This window comes from Petrimonas mucosa, from assembly GCF_900095795.1.
GTDB classification, from domain to species: domain Bacteria; phylum Bacteroidota; class Bacteroidia; order Bacteroidales; family Dysgonomonadaceae; genus Petrimonas; species Petrimonas mucosa.
The window spans coordinates 351,777-368,878 of record NZ_LT608328.1 but is presented as its reverse complement, the minus strand read 5'-3'; the positions used below and the strand labels follow the sequence as shown (position 1 = coordinate 368,878).

12 protein-coding genes and 1 pseudogene are annotated in these 17,102 nt (G+C 46.4%); 3 read left to right on the top strand and 10 right to left on the bottom strand.

Features of this window, described 5'->3' with window-relative positions:
- Position 1 precedes the first annotated feature (1 nt).
- From ING2E5A_RS01480 to dnaG, 3 genes are all read right to left on the bottom strand, one after another.
- Positions 2-1,312 (bottom strand): ABC transporter permease, encoded by a 1,311-nt coding sequence (locus ING2E5A_RS01480; RefSeq protein ID WP_071135881.1) that lies wholly within the window; start codon positions 1,310-1,312, stop codon positions 2-4.
- Positions 1,313-1,323: 11 nt separating this feature from the next.
- The gene (locus ING2E5A_RS01475; RefSeq protein WP_071135880.1) at positions 1,324-2,223 is read right to left on the bottom strand and encodes an ABC transporter ATP-binding protein; all 900 of its coding nucleotides are present in this window, start codon (positions 2,221-2,223) and stop codon (positions 1,324-1,326) included.
- 184 nt (positions 2,224-2,407) lie between these two features.
- Positions 2,408-4,462 carry a DNA primase gene (gene dnaG, locus ING2E5A_RS01470; RefSeq protein ID WP_071135879.1) on the bottom strand — a complete coding sequence of 685 codons (2,055 nt, stop codon included), beginning with the start codon at positions 4,460-4,462 and terminating at the stop codon, positions 2,408-2,410.
- Between the two features lie 77 nt (positions 4,463-4,539).
- Between dnaG and ING2E5A_RS01465 the strand changes: the two genes are divergently transcribed.
- Entirely contained in the window at positions 4,540-5,595 is a 1,056-nt protein-coding gene (locus tag ING2E5A_RS01465) for a branched-chain amino acid aminotransferase (protein ID WP_276743913.1), read from the top strand.
- Between the two features lie 35 nt (positions 5,596-5,630).
- Here ING2E5A_RS01465 and ING2E5A_RS01460 read toward each other — a convergent pair whose 3' ends face one another.
- The 4 genes and pseudogenes from ING2E5A_RS01460 to ING2E5A_RS15560 form a co-directional block, all read right to left on the bottom strand.
- A complete protein-coding gene (locus ING2E5A_RS01460; RefSeq protein WP_071135877.1) occupies positions 5,631-6,107 on the bottom strand; it encodes a CYTH domain-containing protein in 477 nt (158 codons plus the stop codon).
- A gap of 269 nt (positions 6,108-6,376) precedes the next feature.
- Positions 6,377-7,300 carry a hypothetical protein gene (locus ING2E5A_RS01455; protein WP_071135876.1) on the bottom strand — a complete coding sequence of 308 codons (924 nt, stop codon included), beginning with the start codon at positions 7,298-7,300 and terminating at the stop codon, positions 6,377-6,379.
- Positions 7,301-7,474: 174 nt separating this feature from the next.
- Entirely contained in the window at positions 7,475-8,263 is a 789-nt protein-coding gene (locus ING2E5A_RS01450; RefSeq protein WP_231960410.1) for an IS3 family transposase, read from the bottom strand.
- A gap of 41 nt (positions 8,264-8,304) precedes the next feature.
- A pseudogene (locus tag ING2E5A_RS15560) lies at positions 8,305-8,565 on the bottom strand (transposase); the annotation flags it as partial.
- Positions 8,566-9,036: 471 nt separating this feature from the next.
- On the opposite strand from ING2E5A_RS15560, the gene ING2E5A_RS15495 reads away from it, so the two are divergent.
- Together ING2E5A_RS15495 and ING2E5A_RS15490 are read left to right on the top strand one after the other, a co-directional pair.
- The gene (locus tag ING2E5A_RS15495; RefSeq protein ID WP_071135874.1) at positions 9,037-9,828 is read left to right on the top strand and encodes an META domain-containing protein; all 792 of its coding nucleotides are present in this window, start codon (positions 9,037-9,039) and stop codon (positions 9,826-9,828) included.
- Between the two features lie 39 nt (positions 9,829-9,867).
- Positions 9,868-10,611: an SDR family NAD(P)-dependent oxidoreductase gene (locus ING2E5A_RS15490; protein ID WP_071135873.1), complete on the top strand. Its 744-nt coding sequence runs from the start codon at positions 9,868-9,870 to the stop codon at positions 10,609-10,611.
- A 479-nt stretch (positions 10,612-11,090) separates the two neighbouring features.
- On the opposite strand, the gene ING2E5A_RS01430 is transcribed toward ING2E5A_RS15490, so the two are convergent.
- The 3 genes from ING2E5A_RS01430 to ING2E5A_RS01420 are packed head-to-tail and all read right to left on the bottom strand — an operon-like array spanning position 11,091 to position 16,931.
- Positions 11,091-12,515, bottom strand: coding sequence for a Gfo/Idh/MocA family protein (locus tag ING2E5A_RS01430; protein ID WP_071135872.1), 1,425 nt, complete (start codon positions 12,513-12,515; stop codon positions 11,091-11,093).
- Positions 12,516-12,536: 21 nt separating this feature from the next.
- The gene (locus ING2E5A_RS01425; RefSeq protein WP_071138126.1) at positions 12,537-15,290 is read right to left on the bottom strand and encodes a M60 family metallopeptidase; all 2,754 of its coding nucleotides are present in this window, start codon (positions 15,288-15,290) and stop codon (positions 12,537-12,539) included.
- Between the two features lie 57 nt (positions 15,291-15,347).
- Positions 15,348-16,931: a M60 family metallopeptidase gene (locus tag ING2E5A_RS01420; protein WP_071135871.1), complete on the bottom strand. Its 1,584-nt coding sequence runs from the start codon at positions 16,929-16,931 to the stop codon at positions 15,348-15,350.
- Positions 16,932-17,102: the final 171 nt, after the last annotated feature.

Sequence of the window (17,102 nt, the reverse complement as noted above, 5' to 3'; positions counted from 1 at the left end):
ATCATTTATATCTGACCCACCTTATCATCTCCTTCACCGATGGTTTCTTTCCATACATCAGGATTCCCACGCGATACACCTTGGCGGCGAAGAAAGCGATCAGGAGAAACGTTCCATAGAGCAACACCAGCGAAAGCAGCTTCTCCCATAACGGGATTCCAAACGGCAGTCGCACCATCATCACGATAGGTGATGTAAAAGGTATCAACGATCCCCAGAATGCCAATGGTCCGTCGGGATTGCTCACACTGTAAAATCCTGCCAGAAAGGCGAACATGATGATAAGGGTTACAGGCAGCATGAACTGCGAGGTATCCTCGTCGCTATCCACAGCCGAGGCAAACATCGCAAAAATGGAAGCATACAGGATATACCCACCCACAAAGAAGAGCAGAAAGTAGACAATAATTTCAATCCAGTTGACGCTCATCACGGTTTTCAGGATCTCTCCGGCGTCAAAACTCTCCGCCTCAACCGGCAGGGTTCCCGGAACCTCCTGTGGAGATACGATTGACAAGGAGAGGATCGAGAAGAGGCTGCCGGTCAACACCCCCCAAATCACGAGCTGGGTGATTCCCACCAGCCCGATTCCGGTAATCTTTCCAATCAGCAGGTTGACCGGTTTTACCGATGAGACCATCACTTCAACAACTCGACTTTTCTTCTCTTCCAGGACGGCCTGCATCACCATGTTTCCATACATCAGGATAAACATGTATATCAGGAAGGTAAAAACCATTCCCAGCACAGTGGCAACCTCGGAAGAGGATTCGGAGACATTCCCGTCGCCTCCCCACTTCATTGTTCTGACGGAGATGCTGGATCCAGCCTCAATAACCGAGCGCACCTCGGCGATGGTTTCCTGGCTTACACTGCCCTGTTGCGACAGATTATCCAGCCGCTGCTCCATTACCTTCTCGCTCAGTACCCGCTCTACCATGCTTCTTAACTCCTGCGGTGCCTGCTTCTCGGACAGAATGGTGACGGCATGGCTGTTTCTGTTCAGGTCGTCGGTGATCTGCAATATGGCGAACAGCTCTCTCCCGATTTTTGACTGATAATCGCCCTGTTGTGCATCACTGATGATCTCGAAACGGTAGAGTCCGGTCGACTTCAACAACGGAGCATAGATGCCGGTATTGTCGATGACCGCTATGTGCTTAACCGAACCGTCATTCAGGGTAGAGAGCCACAGGGGTACAAACGAGATTGCCACCATCAGCAGCGGCATCAGCAGCGTCATGATGATAAAGGAGCGTTTTCTTACCCGTGTGAGATATTCGCGTTGTATAACCAGGGATAGGATATTCATATTATCTATTTCTAACGTGACACTGTTTCAATAAAAATGTCGTTCATCGTTGGCATCTCTTCGTCGAAAGCCACCACATCGAACCTGTCGAAAATCAGTTTTGCCAGTTCATTGGTTGCAACTTCAGGTTGTTTCCTGATGCGAACATCGGTAAACTCGCGGTACGACTCTTTGGATACCAGCGTAAAGGCCGAATGTTCAAATGCAAAATCACTGTTACGAATACGAAACCGGAAGGTATTGGTAGCGTGCTCGCGACGGATATCGAACACACTCCCCTGAAGGACAACCTCCGAGCGGTTGATCAGTGCGATATTGTCGCACAACGTCTCCACCGACTCCATATTATGTGTGGAAAGGATTATCGTTTTTCCCTCCGCTTTCAGGCGGAGCATCTCGTTTTTAATCATCTCGGCGTTGACAGGATCAAAACCGCTGAAAGGTTCATCGAAAATCAACAAATCGGGATTGTGGATAACGGTGGAGATAAACTGCACTTTCTGTTGCATCCCCTTGGAGAGTTCCTCCACTTTTCGGTTGTACCAGTTTGCGATATCAAACCGTTGGAACCAAACCATCAACTCTCTACGGGCATCGGCTTTTGATAACCCACGCAGTTGAGCAAGATAGATGGCATGTTCACCCACTTTCATTTTTCTGTACAGTCCGCGCTCTTCCGGCAGGTAACCGATATTGTACACATCTTCTCTCCTGGAAGGACGACCGTCGATAAGCACCTCTCCGCTATCTGGAGCCGTGATGCGGGTGATGATCCGGATAAGGGTAGTCTTCCCTGCTCCGTTTGGGCCAAGCAGACCGAAAACTGTACCTCGAGGGACATTAATGCTTACCCCATTCAATGCCAGGTGGTTGGCATACTGCTTTACGACGTTGATGGTTTCTACGTACATTTGTTTTTTCTCAATCTTTTATATTTCTTCCCAACAGAGAATCCTCCGTCGCTCCTGCCACCCATCTGCCGCCTGTTGAAAGGAAAGTAGGCAGGGCCATACAGGATCTATTCACGAAAATAGCTGAATATCTCGCCGTTAGTTTACATGTTCTGATAAGGGATACTTTTGAACGGTTGAACTTCTAATACTTCAATATGATTCTTTCTCCCAGATTTTTTGCCAGCACTTTTTTCAAATCCTGTAATCGCCTGAGTTCGCCCATCCGTTCCAGCAGCTGTTCACCATCTGCCGTCTCAATCTCTTTTTTCACCTCGTTTATCCGCTGCATCACATGGGCATTTTTAAGCTCCGTGGTGGCACGGACAACCAGCTTGTCTAGCAAGTTCCTTTCCCTCAGGCGCGAACTTTTATCGTCGATGCTCTCACCGATCAGCTTTGCATGGATCTTGCTCAATTGGTACTTGTCGCTGACAAGATCGGAAGCCAGCTTGCTGATCCGGGGATCGGGATGGGCTAGAAAATAGCGGTCGGTCACGAACGACTCGTCATTTACCCGTTCACATGCCTCTTCAAAAATGACCCGATAGAGGGGATTGGAAAAAAAGAGTTCGTCTGTAAAGATAAATTTATCCCTTCTCAGATCGAACCTGATAACCTCGATAACGGTCGGTCCCTCTTCTATAGCCACATCGACCTCGATCTCCTCCTGACCTACTTTCCGTTTATCTTTCTCGTAACGCACAAAGATAGGCAACATGCCATACCTAACAATGTACCTGATCAATTCACGTTCCGGTTTCTCATACGGGCTTTTTGCCGTTGACTTCTTCAGGTTGCTAGAATTTGCCGCATCGCTGCCAGGAAGAACCTCCTCTGCAACACTCTCCCGGGATTCATCTTTCTCGAGCTGCTCCTTCCGTTTCTCGAAATTTTTGATCCTGATTTTGTTTACAGCTTCAATAACAACATCTTCGCGGGTATTCAGCAATGTTGCTGTATCCTGAATATAGACGGAACGCTTGATACTGTCTGGAATTAGGGCGATACTCTGAACGATATTCGTAATAAGTCCCGCTCTTTTTATGGGATCGTCTCCCACCTCATCCAACAACAGGTTAGTCTTAAAACGGATAAAGTCCTGCTCATGTTCATTGATATAGTGGTTGAACTGCTCGGCGTTGAGCTTACGGGCAAACGAATCGGGATCCTCACCTTCGGGCAGCAGTACCACCTTGACGTTCATCCCGTCTTGAAGCAGCAGATCGATCCCTCTCAGGGCAGCCTTTATACCGGCGGCATCGCCGTCGTAAAGTACCGTAATGTTCTCCGAAAACCGGTGAATCATCCGTATCTGACCGTGCGTAAGTGCGGTTCCGGACGATGCAACTACATTCTCAATCCCAGCCTGATGCATCGACAACACATCGGTATATCCCTCAACCAGAAAGCATTTATCGGCCTTGACTATGGCATTTTTGGAGAAATATATCCCGTAAAGCTCCTTGCTCTTGGAGTAGATCTCGCTCTCCGGCGAATTCACATATTTCCCAGTATTCTCCACCTTCTTCAGGATACGGCCTCCAAACGCCACCACTTTACCCGACAGGGTATGGACTGGGAAAATAACCCTACCCCGGAACCGGTCGATCAGCGGGCTGTTGTTCTCACCACCGGTAGAGAGGCCCGTCTTCAGGAGATATTCCCGTTTATATCCTGCACGTTGCGCCTCGGTCGAAAATGCATCACGCTGTTCGGGGCTGTACCCCAGTTGGAATTTCCTGATGATATCATCCCGAAATCCCCGCTCCCTGAAATAGCTCAGACCGATTGCTTTTCCTTCGGGATCCTCGTGAAGCTTTCTCACAAAATAGTCCCGGGCGAACTCATTCAGGATAAACATGCTATCCCTATCGCTCTGGGCCTGTTTTTCCTCGTTGGTCAGCTCCTTTTCAACAATCTCGATATTGTATTTCTTGGCCAGGTACTTCAACGCCTCGTAATAGGAGAGCTGCTCGTGCTTCATGATGAAGTGCACGGCTGACCCCCCCTCACCACAGGCGAAGCATTTACAGATATTTTTGGCAGGCGATACATAGAATGATGGGGTCCGGTCGTCGTGAAACGGACATAACCCCACAAAGTTGACACCCCGCCGGCGTAGTGTAACAAAATCCGACACCACATCGACAATCTGGGCAGTCTCCTGGATGCGTTCTATGGTTTGTAAGTCTATCATTTTTGGGAATACGAAAATAGTGAAATTAATCGTCACTACAGGATAATTTGAAAATAAATGTTACTTTTGTAAAGGGTATACAACCTAGTCATTTTAATACAAACAGAACAACAATGGATACTATCAATTGGGCCGATTTATCGTTCGGTTATATGAAAACAGACTTCAATGTCCGCTCCTATTACAAGGATGGAAAGTGGAGTGAACCACAAGTCGACACCTCCGAGTTTCTTAACATCCATATGGCTGCCACCTGTCTCCATTACGGACAGGAAGCATTTGAAGGACTGAAGGCCTTCAAGGGGAAAGACGGGAAAATCCGGATTTTCCGTATGCGCGAGAATGCCTTGCGCCTACAATCCTCATGCCGCGGAATCATGATGGCTGAGTTGCCAGTGGAACTTTTTGAGGAGATGGTTTTACTGGTGGTGAAGAAAAACGAACGGTTCGTTCCTCCCTACGAGAGTGGGGCATCGCTCTATATCCGCCCATTGTTGATCGGAACCAGTGCACAGGTGGGTGTCAAACCGGCATCGGAGTACACATTCCTGATTTTTGTCACTCCCGTCGGCCCCTATTTCAAGGAGGGGTTCAAACCTACCCCTATGGTAATCTTGCGTGAATATGATCGCGCTGCTCCCCTGGGAACCGGGACATTCAAGGTAGGCGGCAATTACGCGGCCAGCTTGACAGCGGGTGAGAAAGCCCATAAGTTGGGTTATTCGGCCGTTCTTTATCTTGACGCCAAAGAGAAAAAATACCTGGATGAATGCGGTCCCGCCAACTTTTTTGGAATCAAGAACAACACTTATGTCACACCCGAATCAACATCCATCCTGCCTTCCATTACCAACAAGAGTCTGATGCAACTGGCTGAAGACATGGGAATGAAAGTCGAACGTCGCCGGATTCCCGAAGAGGAGCTCAGCACCTTCGAGGAGGCTGGAGCCTGTGGAACGGCGGCAGTTATCAGTCCCATCCTCCGTATCGACGATCTGGCCGAAAACAGAAGTTACCACTTCAGCAAGGATGGAAAAGCGGGGCCAATTTCAGAAAAATTATACAAGAAGCTTCGTGCCATCCAATACGGCGATGAGCCAGATATTCATGGATGGGTAACAATAGTTGAATAGAGAGAAGGAAAAAGCGGCGATTGCCGCTTTTTTTGCTATTGTTCGGCCCACTCCCTGTAGGGATGAATTGAAAGATAGGAGTTATAGTAACGAACGTCTCCGGTCACCTCACCTCCCAGCCAATCGGGCTTCTCGTAGGGTTCATCTTCACTTTCCAGTTCCAGTTCCGCAATCAGAAGCCCCTTATTGTCACCTTCAAACTCATCCACTTCAAAGGTATGTCTCCCGACTGTCACCAGGTATCGGGTTTTCTCAATCACCCCCTCGTCACAAAGGAGCAACATCTCCTCCGCATCTCGGAGCGGAATCTCATACTCCCACTCCCGTCGGGTAATACCATTTTCCCCTGCTTTGCTTTTTACAGTTATATACCCTTTCTCGCCCTTTATCCGTACCCGCACCACACTGGTACCCGACAAGGATAGATAGCCCTGCTTCATTACATAGTGGAAGTGCGCATGCGATTTGAAATCACCGCCTACCAGGAACTTGCGTTCAATTTCATAGCCCATATAGCTGTTCAATTTTCAAATATAACAAACAAGACCTGTAAAGAGTTGTTGAGGAAAAAGAGATTAAAAAAACTATGCTTTTAAGCTTTCCGTAACCACTACGGAAATGAATAAAAACATAGTTAAGGTTTTGGTTGGATAAAAATAAAAATCAATGCGCGTATTCTATTATTTATAAAATAAATCCATAACAAAGGTAACTTAATAGAAAAAACAGCCATCACATTCAGAAAAAAAAATCAGGGTGTGTGTATTTTTTCCACAAAACACTAACCCCTCCATGGTCTCACGCGCTGCACATTCGAAAGTGTATCCAGTAGAATATTCGTATCATCTACTATCTGGAAATCATACATCCCCACGCAAATAAAATCGGCACCGTTATCAAATGCATACTTAAAACCATCTTTCGGATCAATTGCACCGGCAGCCAGCACTTTGAATGCAATCCATGGTTCTTCGAGCCTATTCATATAATCGATGGTCTCCTGCGGTTCGAAGCAATAGATGTTATCGTGCCATTCCGCATTGGGTTGTGCAGACCAGTAGTTGTGATGATGAAGTGTCTTTACCCAGAAGTCCGGTCTTATGCCGTTTTCAACACAAGCCTTGATTGTTTCCAGCCGATGTGCTCCAATTCCGGCAGGCTTTCCGTAGCTGCGTATCAGTTTCACCCCGTCCGATATTTCCGACAGTTTTCCGTCCCTCACCAACCTGTCGGCCATCTCGCCCTGACAATACATGGCTATAGCCCCGGCCTCCTGCGATATCCTTATCCCCTCCAGGAAACCATCCTTATGGCCACAATCCGAGAGAAACTGGATCTTCCCCTTCGTTTCACGCCAGTACTTATTTATTATGCGTGCAAGTTGCGGATTACAAAGAAGGGTATCTATACCGCATTTCTCGGCAAGCTGCAAGGTCATCATCACTTTTTCGTCAGTGTGATAAGCCTTCACCAGTTTAGATACATAAATCAAATCACGGGAATGGGCCCACCCTCCAATCAGGTTCCCTCCAGTTATCAACCGGCTCAGACCTATATTTCCAATTTTTCCTTTGGGAGAACACCCCTTCAGGTTATCCAGCGAGGTAAATGTAAACGACCGGATGGTCGCACTGGACACTGTATCCGGCTTACCCGACAGATACTTCTCCTCGAAGTGTAAGCTACCCCTTTTTAGGACAGTCATAGATTAGACTGCTAAATTAGTTATTTACGTGTACAATGTTATGATGTCAGACAGATTTTTGATAAGCCACTCCCAATACGAGGCGATACAGCGGGCAAGACTGCCCGTAAGGGCACTCGTCTTGGCCTTGACCGCTGTAGCGGCTCGTGTTACCTTTGCTTGTCAAAACATCTGTCATACTGCTTCCTTTCTTTTTATCAGTTCTTCCCTATATTCAATGGGCGTCATGTTGTCCAACGACTCATGGGGCCGTTCTTCATTGTAGTCTTTCCGCCAAGCTTCGGTCAGTTCCCTGACTTCAGATATGTTGCGGAAAATATACCTATCAAGTACAGCCCTTCTGTAGCTTCCGTTGAAGCGTTCAATGTAACCGTTCTGAGTGGGTTTACCAGGCTGAATATAGATGATGTTTATCTCATTTCCTTTGCACCAATCTTTGAACACTTGGGCGATAAACTCAGGGCCATTGTCGCAGCGTATGTTCTTTGGTTTGCCATTCAGCCATATGATCTTTTCCAGAACTTTAATGACCCGTTTTGCCGGCATGGACATCGATATCTCCTGAGCCACAGCAATCTTGCAGGCATCATCTATGATGTTAAGAACGCGGAACTGCCTTCCGCACTCAATCCTGTCACTGATAAAATCAATAGACCAGGTAACATTGGGCTCTTTAGGCATAACCAGAGGGTTCTTAACCCTTGCAGGTAAACGTTTCTTCAATCGGCTTCGTTTCTCATAGTGCATTGCCTGGTACACCCTGTAAACCTTCTTGTGGTTCCATCCCTTACCCTCACGTCTCAGTCTTGAATATATTTTCCAGAAGCCATCACCAAACTCGGCGGCAGCACGGATTGCCTCTTCAACTTCGGTGTCATCTTTCTTCTCTCTATAGTAGAAGTAGGAGCGATGGATTTCCATCAGCTTGCACGCCCGAGAGATGCTTATACCGTATTCTTCCACTATCTCGCATGCCAGTTCCTTCTTTACCTCGGGCTCTAGAGTTTTTTTTCGATGACCTCCTTCAGGATCTTGTTGTCGAGAGCAAGGTCAGCATACATCTGTTTCAACTTGCGGTTCTCATCTTCAAGCTCTTTGAGGCGTTTGACCTGACTTACCTCCATCCCACTGTACTTGGACTTCCAATTATAAAGGGTCGCTCTGGATATGTTGTAGTCACGCGCTACAACTGAGGCATCTACTCCACTTTCAAGCTGATGGACTGCCTTCACCTTCTCTGACTCGCTGTGTACTTTCTTTTTCATTGTTGTTCCTATGCCTAACAAAGTTAATATTGTTGTCTAACTTGGAACTGTCCTACAAATAGGGAAGGCTACATTATCTCTTACAATGAATCTCCGATTAATGAAATTATTCTTGACGGTTTAACCGTTTTTTCAACAAATTTCAAGCAGATGGGAGAACTTGCAGCCAAAATGATCATCGAAAAGAGAATGAGAAAGGTTAGATGTGATTTTAGTCTAATCAAGAGAAATACATTCTGATATCCTGTTGTAGAGCAATATCATTACAACTGTTACACCCATCTCTTCCATTGGCAAAAAAAGTGGGTAAAAATTAGTCTCTGACGGGAATATCCGAAAAGGAAGATCAGCCAACCAACAGAGCTTAACAGAAGAACCCAAGAAATAACAGCCGGAAGAGAACATATCGGATCATAAAAATGTTTTAAACGAAAAAATGCGTTTGAACGCTATAAAACTAAATTTATGATTATGAAGCAAAGGTTTCTGGCATCGTTCATCTCTGTTGTGATTGTACTGGGCAGTTGCATCAGCTCACAAAAAACGGCAACAACTACCGCAATTGGTTCCACCACAGAAATTGCAGGAAAAAAGTGGCAGCTTGTCGAGCTTAGGGGAAACAGGGTTGAAGAGAAAATCAACGGACAAATTCCGTTCTTGCAGCTAAATAGCGAGAATAACCGTTACGCAGCTTCTGCTGGATGTAACGGGCTGGGTGGAGAATATACACTCAAGGAGAATAACCGGATCGCGTTCGCCAGGGGCATCTCAACCTTGATGGCTTGCGACAACATGGAAGTGGAATCGGAACTGGTTAAAGTGCTGGAGATGGCAGATAATTACACGTTGGATGGTGATATCTTATCTCTGAACAGGGCCCGCATGGCACCATTGGCACGGTTTCAACTGGTAGATGAGAATGGTATGCAGGCATTGAACGGAACTTGGGTACTCGATTATATTTCGGGGACCAGGATCGCCTTCGATGGACTATTTCCCGACAGGAAGCCGGAGATCACCTTTAATCTTCCGGAAACAAAGGTCACCGGGAACGGTGGATGCAATAGCTTCAACACGACATTCACCCTCGACGGCAATAACATTAAATTCAACCAGCCGGTGTCGACCCGTATGGCATGTCCAGGTAATGGAGAAGCCACCTTCTTCAAAACATTGCAAACCGTGTCGAAATACAGTATTGACGGTAATACCCTCAACATGATCATGGGAGATATCGCAGTGATGCGCTTCCAGAGAAAATAGTGTTATCCACTCAAAAAAGCGGGAATTTGTAGGAAAAAGATGATGGATAAAATTGTATATGTCACCGGAGGAGCCAACGGGATAGGAAAAGCAATCGTCACCCTCTTCTGTAAAGATGGTGCCGATGTAACATTCTGTGATATAGACACAGTTGCAGGTGAGAAGTTGTCTAATGAACTCTCCTCCTACAAATGCACATATCATGAAGTTGACTTATCAGATGCAAGAGTACTGGAACAATCAGTTAACAAGGTAATTGAGGCGAAGGGAAATATCGATGTAATCATCAATAATGCCGGGGTCAGCCATTTTAACTCCATGCTCGACATCACCGTTGAAGATTTCGACAAGGTGATGGATATCAACTTGCGTCCCATCTTCATCACTGCCCGGACCCTGGCAAAACATCGTGATGCCCATCCTCAACTGAACCGCTACGGACGCATCATCAACATGGCATCTACCCGCCACCTGATGAGCGAACCCAATTCGGAAGCATATGCAGCATCCAAAGGGGCTATCGTTTCGCTGACCCACGCCCTTGCTCTGTCGTTAAGCAAGTACCATGTCACTGTAAACTGTATCAGCCCGGGATGGATCGAGACTGGCAGCTATGATCTGCTCACCGAACAGGATCACACTCAACACCCATCGGGCAGAGTGGGCAAACCCGAAGATATTGCGCGAGCCTGCCTGTTCCTGTGCCAGCCCGAGAATGATTTCATCAACGGTCAGAATATTGTCATCGACGGGGGAATGACCAAGAAGATGATTTATTGTTGAGTTCATCTGTGAAATCGGCTACAGCAGCCATCTTTTCCGTTTGCCTACTGCAGGTATTGCGAGTTTGTTGTTGCCCTGGCGGCCATTCACCTTAAAAGCGAAAGCTTTTTTCACCCCATTCTCTCTGGCCGCTTGGCAAGGTTGTACTGATACCCATAATCCACTTTCTATTGCACAGCCTTGCTACCCGCATCCTTGCGGGTGGTAACATTGAAATATCTCTCTGTTGTCAATAATCTTAAATTTGTTCTGATGCTTCAGACAACCATGCCAGGTGTTTCCCAGATTGCGTCCTGTGAAAGAGTGAATATTGTCCAAAAATCGCTGCCTTCAGCAGGTATGACCATAATATGCAAAAAAGAGAATCGGTACACTGCATCCGGGAGGATAACAGGGCGGCTCTCCATTCATTCCGTACAGGATCTCAAAAAAGAGATTGCCCCGATCGGGACAATCTCCTGTCGTGACAGGGAAACGGATCACTCCGCAAAAGCGTGCCTGTAACCTTGAACCTTATTCCAGTTGCCACGTGTGAAATCGGGTACTGCTACAGGTGCATTGTTGTTTTCGATGGAGATTCGGCTAAGTTCTGCAAGCGAGCACCACTCTGCAAGGTCGTAAACATCCATGTCTAATGGAAGTCCGTTTTGCAGGCAGTAAACCAGTCTGTAGTCCATGATGAAGTCCATGCCTCCATGTCCGCCAACCTCTCTGGCCTTCTCCTCCAGCTCCCTGTGAATGCGGTGCTTGTATGTCTCCATCAGAGCCTCCTTCGTCTCTTTGGGTACAAAGCTGTGTGCATTCAGATTTTCCAGGTTGGGGATTTCGCCTCCTTTTAATGATGACGCATCAAGAGCATACCCCTCAATTGGATACTTGTTGGCGAACCCTTTTGTCCCACTCAACTGATACATGCGGGAGTATGGACGTGGAGAAGCTACATCGTGTTGAATTTGGATTGTTTTACCCTTCTCCGTGCTGATCATTGTCATGGTGTGCTGACCATTGGCAAACTGATATGCGCTATCGCGATCCATGCCCCTCTTCTCGATCAGGTACTCAGGAATGTTTACTGGTTTTGTATCCATTGAGACAAGAATGTTCATCTTGTCGCCACGGTGAATATCCAGGGCCTGGGCTGCAGGTCCCATGCCATGTGTGGCATAGACATCGCCTCTGAACTCTTTGTTGTACTGCAAGCGCCAGTCGCCTTCATAATAATCCCAGAAAGCACCAAGATCATGAATGTATGCACCTTCGGCATGTAGAATTTCACCAAACAGACCCTGTTGTGCCATGTTGAGAGTTGTCAGCTCAAAGAAGTCGTAAACACAATTCTCCAGTTGCATGGCATGCTTTCGGGTTCTTTCGGCTGTGTCGATGATTGCCCAGATCTCATCCAATGTCATGGCTGCCGGAACTTCACAAGCCACATGCTTGCCCTGCTCCATGGCATAAATCATCATCATGGCATGTTTCTTCCAGTCTGTCGCAATATAGACAAGGTCGATATCATCGCGCTGGCAAAGCTCTTTCCATGCATCTTCGCTACCACTGTAGGCTGCGGCTCTTGGCAAACCTGCATTCTCAAGAATCTTTTGGGCATTCTCTACCCTCTCTTCGTGAATATCGCATAGTGCAACTATCCGGGTTCCGGGAATATGTGTGAAACGACTTACGGCTCCGGGCCCCCTCATGCCCAGGCCAATGAAACCTACGCGCACTGTCTCTATCTTGGGAGCGGTCAATCCAATCACATCCCCTTGTCCTGCCGGACGTACCGGAACGGGGACCTGTATGGGTTCTACAGTGCCTCTGCCTGCTGTTGTCGTGCCTTTCGGGGTACAACCTCCCAAAAGAAGTGATGCCAGTAAAATGGCAAATGCAAATAAACTTTTCTGCATAATTTGATTCTGTTTTTATTTTTAGAAATTCACTTTGGTTCTATTTCCGTCATATGATAATGCATAGACCACAATACTGTCGTTGTATTTCTGGTCTATCGTAAACTTGCTTTTATTGGAGACAAACAAAAGATCGTCCCCCTGATACACCTCATATGCAACCACATTTTCCCAGCCGGTCATTACGATTGTCGTGCCATTTGCTGTAGCAGTTCCCTCCTTGACCTGCCATCTGTTTTTAAAGTAATCGACATTTGAGTCGCATATATACTCAAGCTTTTCAGTCAAGGGAGCATAGTTCTTTGCCTTTATCTCTGCTACCACCTCATCAATTTGCTCTTGAGTAATCAGGAAGCGTCCCGTGCCATAGTCATCAATGATCTCATCATAAGGAGAAAGATAGCCCCACTTATGGAAGAAGCCGGTCAGATCTGTTTCTGTAATTTCGCACATCATCTTCACAAACTCAAGTTGCTGCTCACCTGCCGTTGCCTTGTTGGGTGATATGCGCACCATTTCATATAGATCCTTATAAACATCAACCAGCCCTCTTGCTTCTGCGAAGTATAACTGTAATTGCCACAGGGAGACAAGCTTGCAAAATACATCCTCCTCCCCCGGGTGTGGAATGTTCTGAATGAAGGAGTTATAATATGCCTTCTCGTACCTGTTATTAAAACGGTCTAGATTCTCAGACTCAATGCGGGAGATATTCCCCCATTGAGTTTGCACATATAGGGAATGAAGATTATTGGTCACCTCGGTCATGCCACGCCACAAAAATCCGGGCCGGGTCTGGAATGTATGACCCAGCTCATGGGCCGGTCCCCAGGGTTCTGCCCTTAAACTGTTGAGGCTGAGTATTGCACTTGTTGTGCCTGAATGGTATGCTGTTCTGTATGATGTGGCATACATATAGGAGTGGTACATGACATGAAAGTAAGCCCTGTTGACAGTTGGACGGTTGTATTTCATCAGCCCCATGAATTCGGCTTCCAGTCTGACAAGATCGTCGTATGAGTCAATAAGTTCAGGACCATTGGTGGCAGCATACTGCCTGAAATCCTGCGTTGGGAATGTCAGATGCGCATATGCCCCCAACACATCAAAATACTTGGCTACAGCCTGATTCAGAAGGCGCGGCCAATCTTCGGGGCCATGCTTCTGTGAATCGTAATAACCATTGACCTTTCCTGTTGCAAAATGTACTTTGATTTTTGGTGCTGTCTCATAATCTGGTGTGTGATAGAACAGATATATCAAGCCTTCGTTTCTGGCCTTAAGTTTATTGATTCCGGGCGAAAGTGGGTAATATGAGGCATTGTCATAGCCATCCCCTCCCGGCAAATCAAGATTTTGAATCTTCAGGCTAATCGGATATCCACCTGTTTCACCAACAAAGACAACCAAATCTTCATCTTTGGCAACAGTCATGCCAGTTGGATTATCAAGCAGGCTGAGGGTAGATGTTTTATTTTCCCTGGCCCATGCGTCAGGGTGCGGCCATGCTCTGTACTCCTGAATCCTGAACTCTCCCGGATATGTGCCATTATACAGATAGAGAGCAATATTTCTGAAAAGATTACCGGGAATTTGCTCTATCTCTTTCATGGTTATGCCAGGTTTCAACTCCGAGCAGGTCATGTCGGTGAAAATTGAGAGCGGATTGAAATTGTCCGGATTGAACCTGTAAAACTCCATCTCTGCACAAGCCGCAAAGCCCTGTCCGTCTCCGGCTCCTGATTTAACGACAAACCTGATGGTTTTTGGTTCAATGACAGGTGCATCAAAGACCACTTTTGTGGCTGAACCCGACCCCATGAAGTCGAAATCCATCATCTTTTCAAATGCAGGATCCGACTGGGTCGAAGCCCATATCTCAACCTCCTTGAAATGTCCATTCCAGCCGCTGGTGCGTGGATGATAAATCAGATAATCTATTGATTCCTGATCTTGAAAATGGTAATCGATGGTAATGGGGAAATAATCTGGCGCACTGTTGTTCCAATTGGAATGATAAATTGTGGAATAGTCACCATCAACAGACTTCTCGATACCTTCTCCGGGTTGGAATGAACTGGCAGTGGCACTGCTTACCGGCACCCTGATATCATCCAGAATATCATTTGCCGATCCTCCGGTATAACCCTCTTGTGCCTTCTGGATGATTGACACTTTTTCAGAAATGTTCCCGTCAGTTTGTTTGATGGTGATTTCGGCCTTTCTCTCCACATCCGCGCTATTCCAGGCAATATCCAACTCATACTCAGATTTTACCATTCCTGCCGCACGGACCCCTTCCAGCACTGTTATCCATGATTGGGCCTCCTGAGGGATGACCATCTCATACCGGGTGTTTGATGTGATTTCCAAAGTTAGCATACCTCCGTCGGCCGAAACAGTGAAGCTGTTGGATGAAACCAGAATTACAGGAGTCTGGCCCATCTGCACCACCTCTACAACCTCTGTGAGATTGCCGGCTTTAATGGTTATTTCACCTTCACGTGTATTCTCATCCAGGTTTTCCGTAACTGACACTGTAATATCCTTTTCTCTTTTCTGAATTGTCAGCCAGCCCGAGGCAGAAGGGCTTGCAGTTGCACTCCATTCAACAGCATTGGTTGATATGTTGACAACAGCTTGGGAGGCTGTGGATGCCAGATGAAGCCTTTCCGGCTTAACCGTCAGGAAAGGAGGTGTATCATCCTTGTCTGAACAGGAAAAAATGAAGCTGCTACACAGTATGCATAGCAAAATAGATCTGACTGACCTCATCAATGGTAGCATGGCGTGAATCATTCTATTTGTTTGACATGACAACAGGATATTCAATTAATCTTCCAGCAGGGTGATATCCACTTTGGGTTTTGGAAGATTCATTTCGGCAATGGCTTTCTTAACAGCAGCAACCTCCTCTTCAAGAATATCATAACTATATTTGGCATAGTCGTTCACCTCAATTTTCCCGACATAGAAAAAGCCCCATCGCTCGAAGAACTCGGTCAGATCGGTCTGTGAAACCTCACAGGCCAGGCGGCAAAACTCAAGCATGTTCAAATAGTCCTTATTTCTTTGTCCGACAGCCACTGGCTCTCTTTTTCTCATGGCAATCATCAGGTCCGGATAAAACTCCGGGTATCCCTGTTGTGTAAAGTAGAGGTGCAATTGCCAGAAGGGAACAAGACGATGGAAAACATCGGTATTTACCCCTCCGCCATATTGGTTTCCGCCATTGTTCTCGCCGGGATATGACAGATAAGAGATGCCCTTGTCAAGAATCTCCTCCCTGGCCTCCTTATATCTGTTCTCTACGGAGAGTCTACTCCTGTTACCCAGCATGGTGGTTGAGTAGAGAGTAAGTATATTGTTGCTTACCTCGGTCATGCCGCCCCAGGTAAGTTGCGGCCGCATTTGCAATACGTGCCCCAGCTCATGGCTGAAACCCCAGCAGGGATCGCCCTTGATGATGCTTTCAGGATCGGCAACCATGCGCATTGCCCAATCAATATAGGCAACCCCATCCCGGTCACGGAACATGTAGTAGTGGTAGTTTATCCTTGCAAGTACATGGTTCTTGGGAGATATGCCCTCCTTCTTCCATCCAATGAATTCTCTTTGCAATGCAGCGATCGTATCGAAGTTGTTGATCAGCTCTACCCCCTTGTTATAGGCAAATATCTTTAAACTGTCAACCGGGAAGGCTACCTGGATATACTTTCCCCTGATATCCATAATCGGACTGATGGCATTGTCAAGCAGTCTGTTGAATTGGGTGTTTGTATCGCCTCTCGTGATATCGAAATAACCATTGACTTTTCCTGTTGGAAAATGTACGGTGATTGGGGGATATTTTTCAGGGTCATCTTTTGTGAAGTACTGGATATAGGCATGTCCACCCTTTTCCAAATTCACCAGGTTGAGCCCCTCCTTCAGTTTGTGTGTTTCACTATGCAATCCCCACCCGTCTGGATCCTGTTCGGGCTTGATGCCTTCAGGAGCTCTTCTTGTCCACTCCGGAACAACAAGGGATATCTCATTTCCATATGTTTCGCCAACAAATATGTAATTCAAACCCTTGTCCAGTACCACACCTGTAATCCCCTCATATTTACTGAACCCGTCGCCAATTCTAAGTTGTTCTCCCAGAATTCCGGGATCCAGATAAGCCTCATAGTCGGCCAATAGAATGCCCGGTTGATATTTTTTACTGTAAATTTTACTTGCCAGCTCCTTTAAAACCGGATTCTTCATCTGCCTGATATGTTTTCTTTTCACACCAGGTTTTAAAGCAGTTGCCGTGAGATTGGCAAAAACCTCCATGTCGTTGGAGATATCAGATGTTACAGGAGATCCCTCCACAAAAAAACAGGATACTACCAAAAGCAGTAGGGCAATGGCTGGTTTAAATAACTTCATATATATGTAATATTGTCTTGTTCATCAAGTTGCTCTTAAATACTGATAGTGGCATCTACCTTTTTAAGGTTTTTGAAAATAGATGTATCTACCTGAATTGTCAATAATTCAGGTAGATACATCATATCAGTGATTATCAGACAACTTTCCGATTGATAGTTACTAACTCTC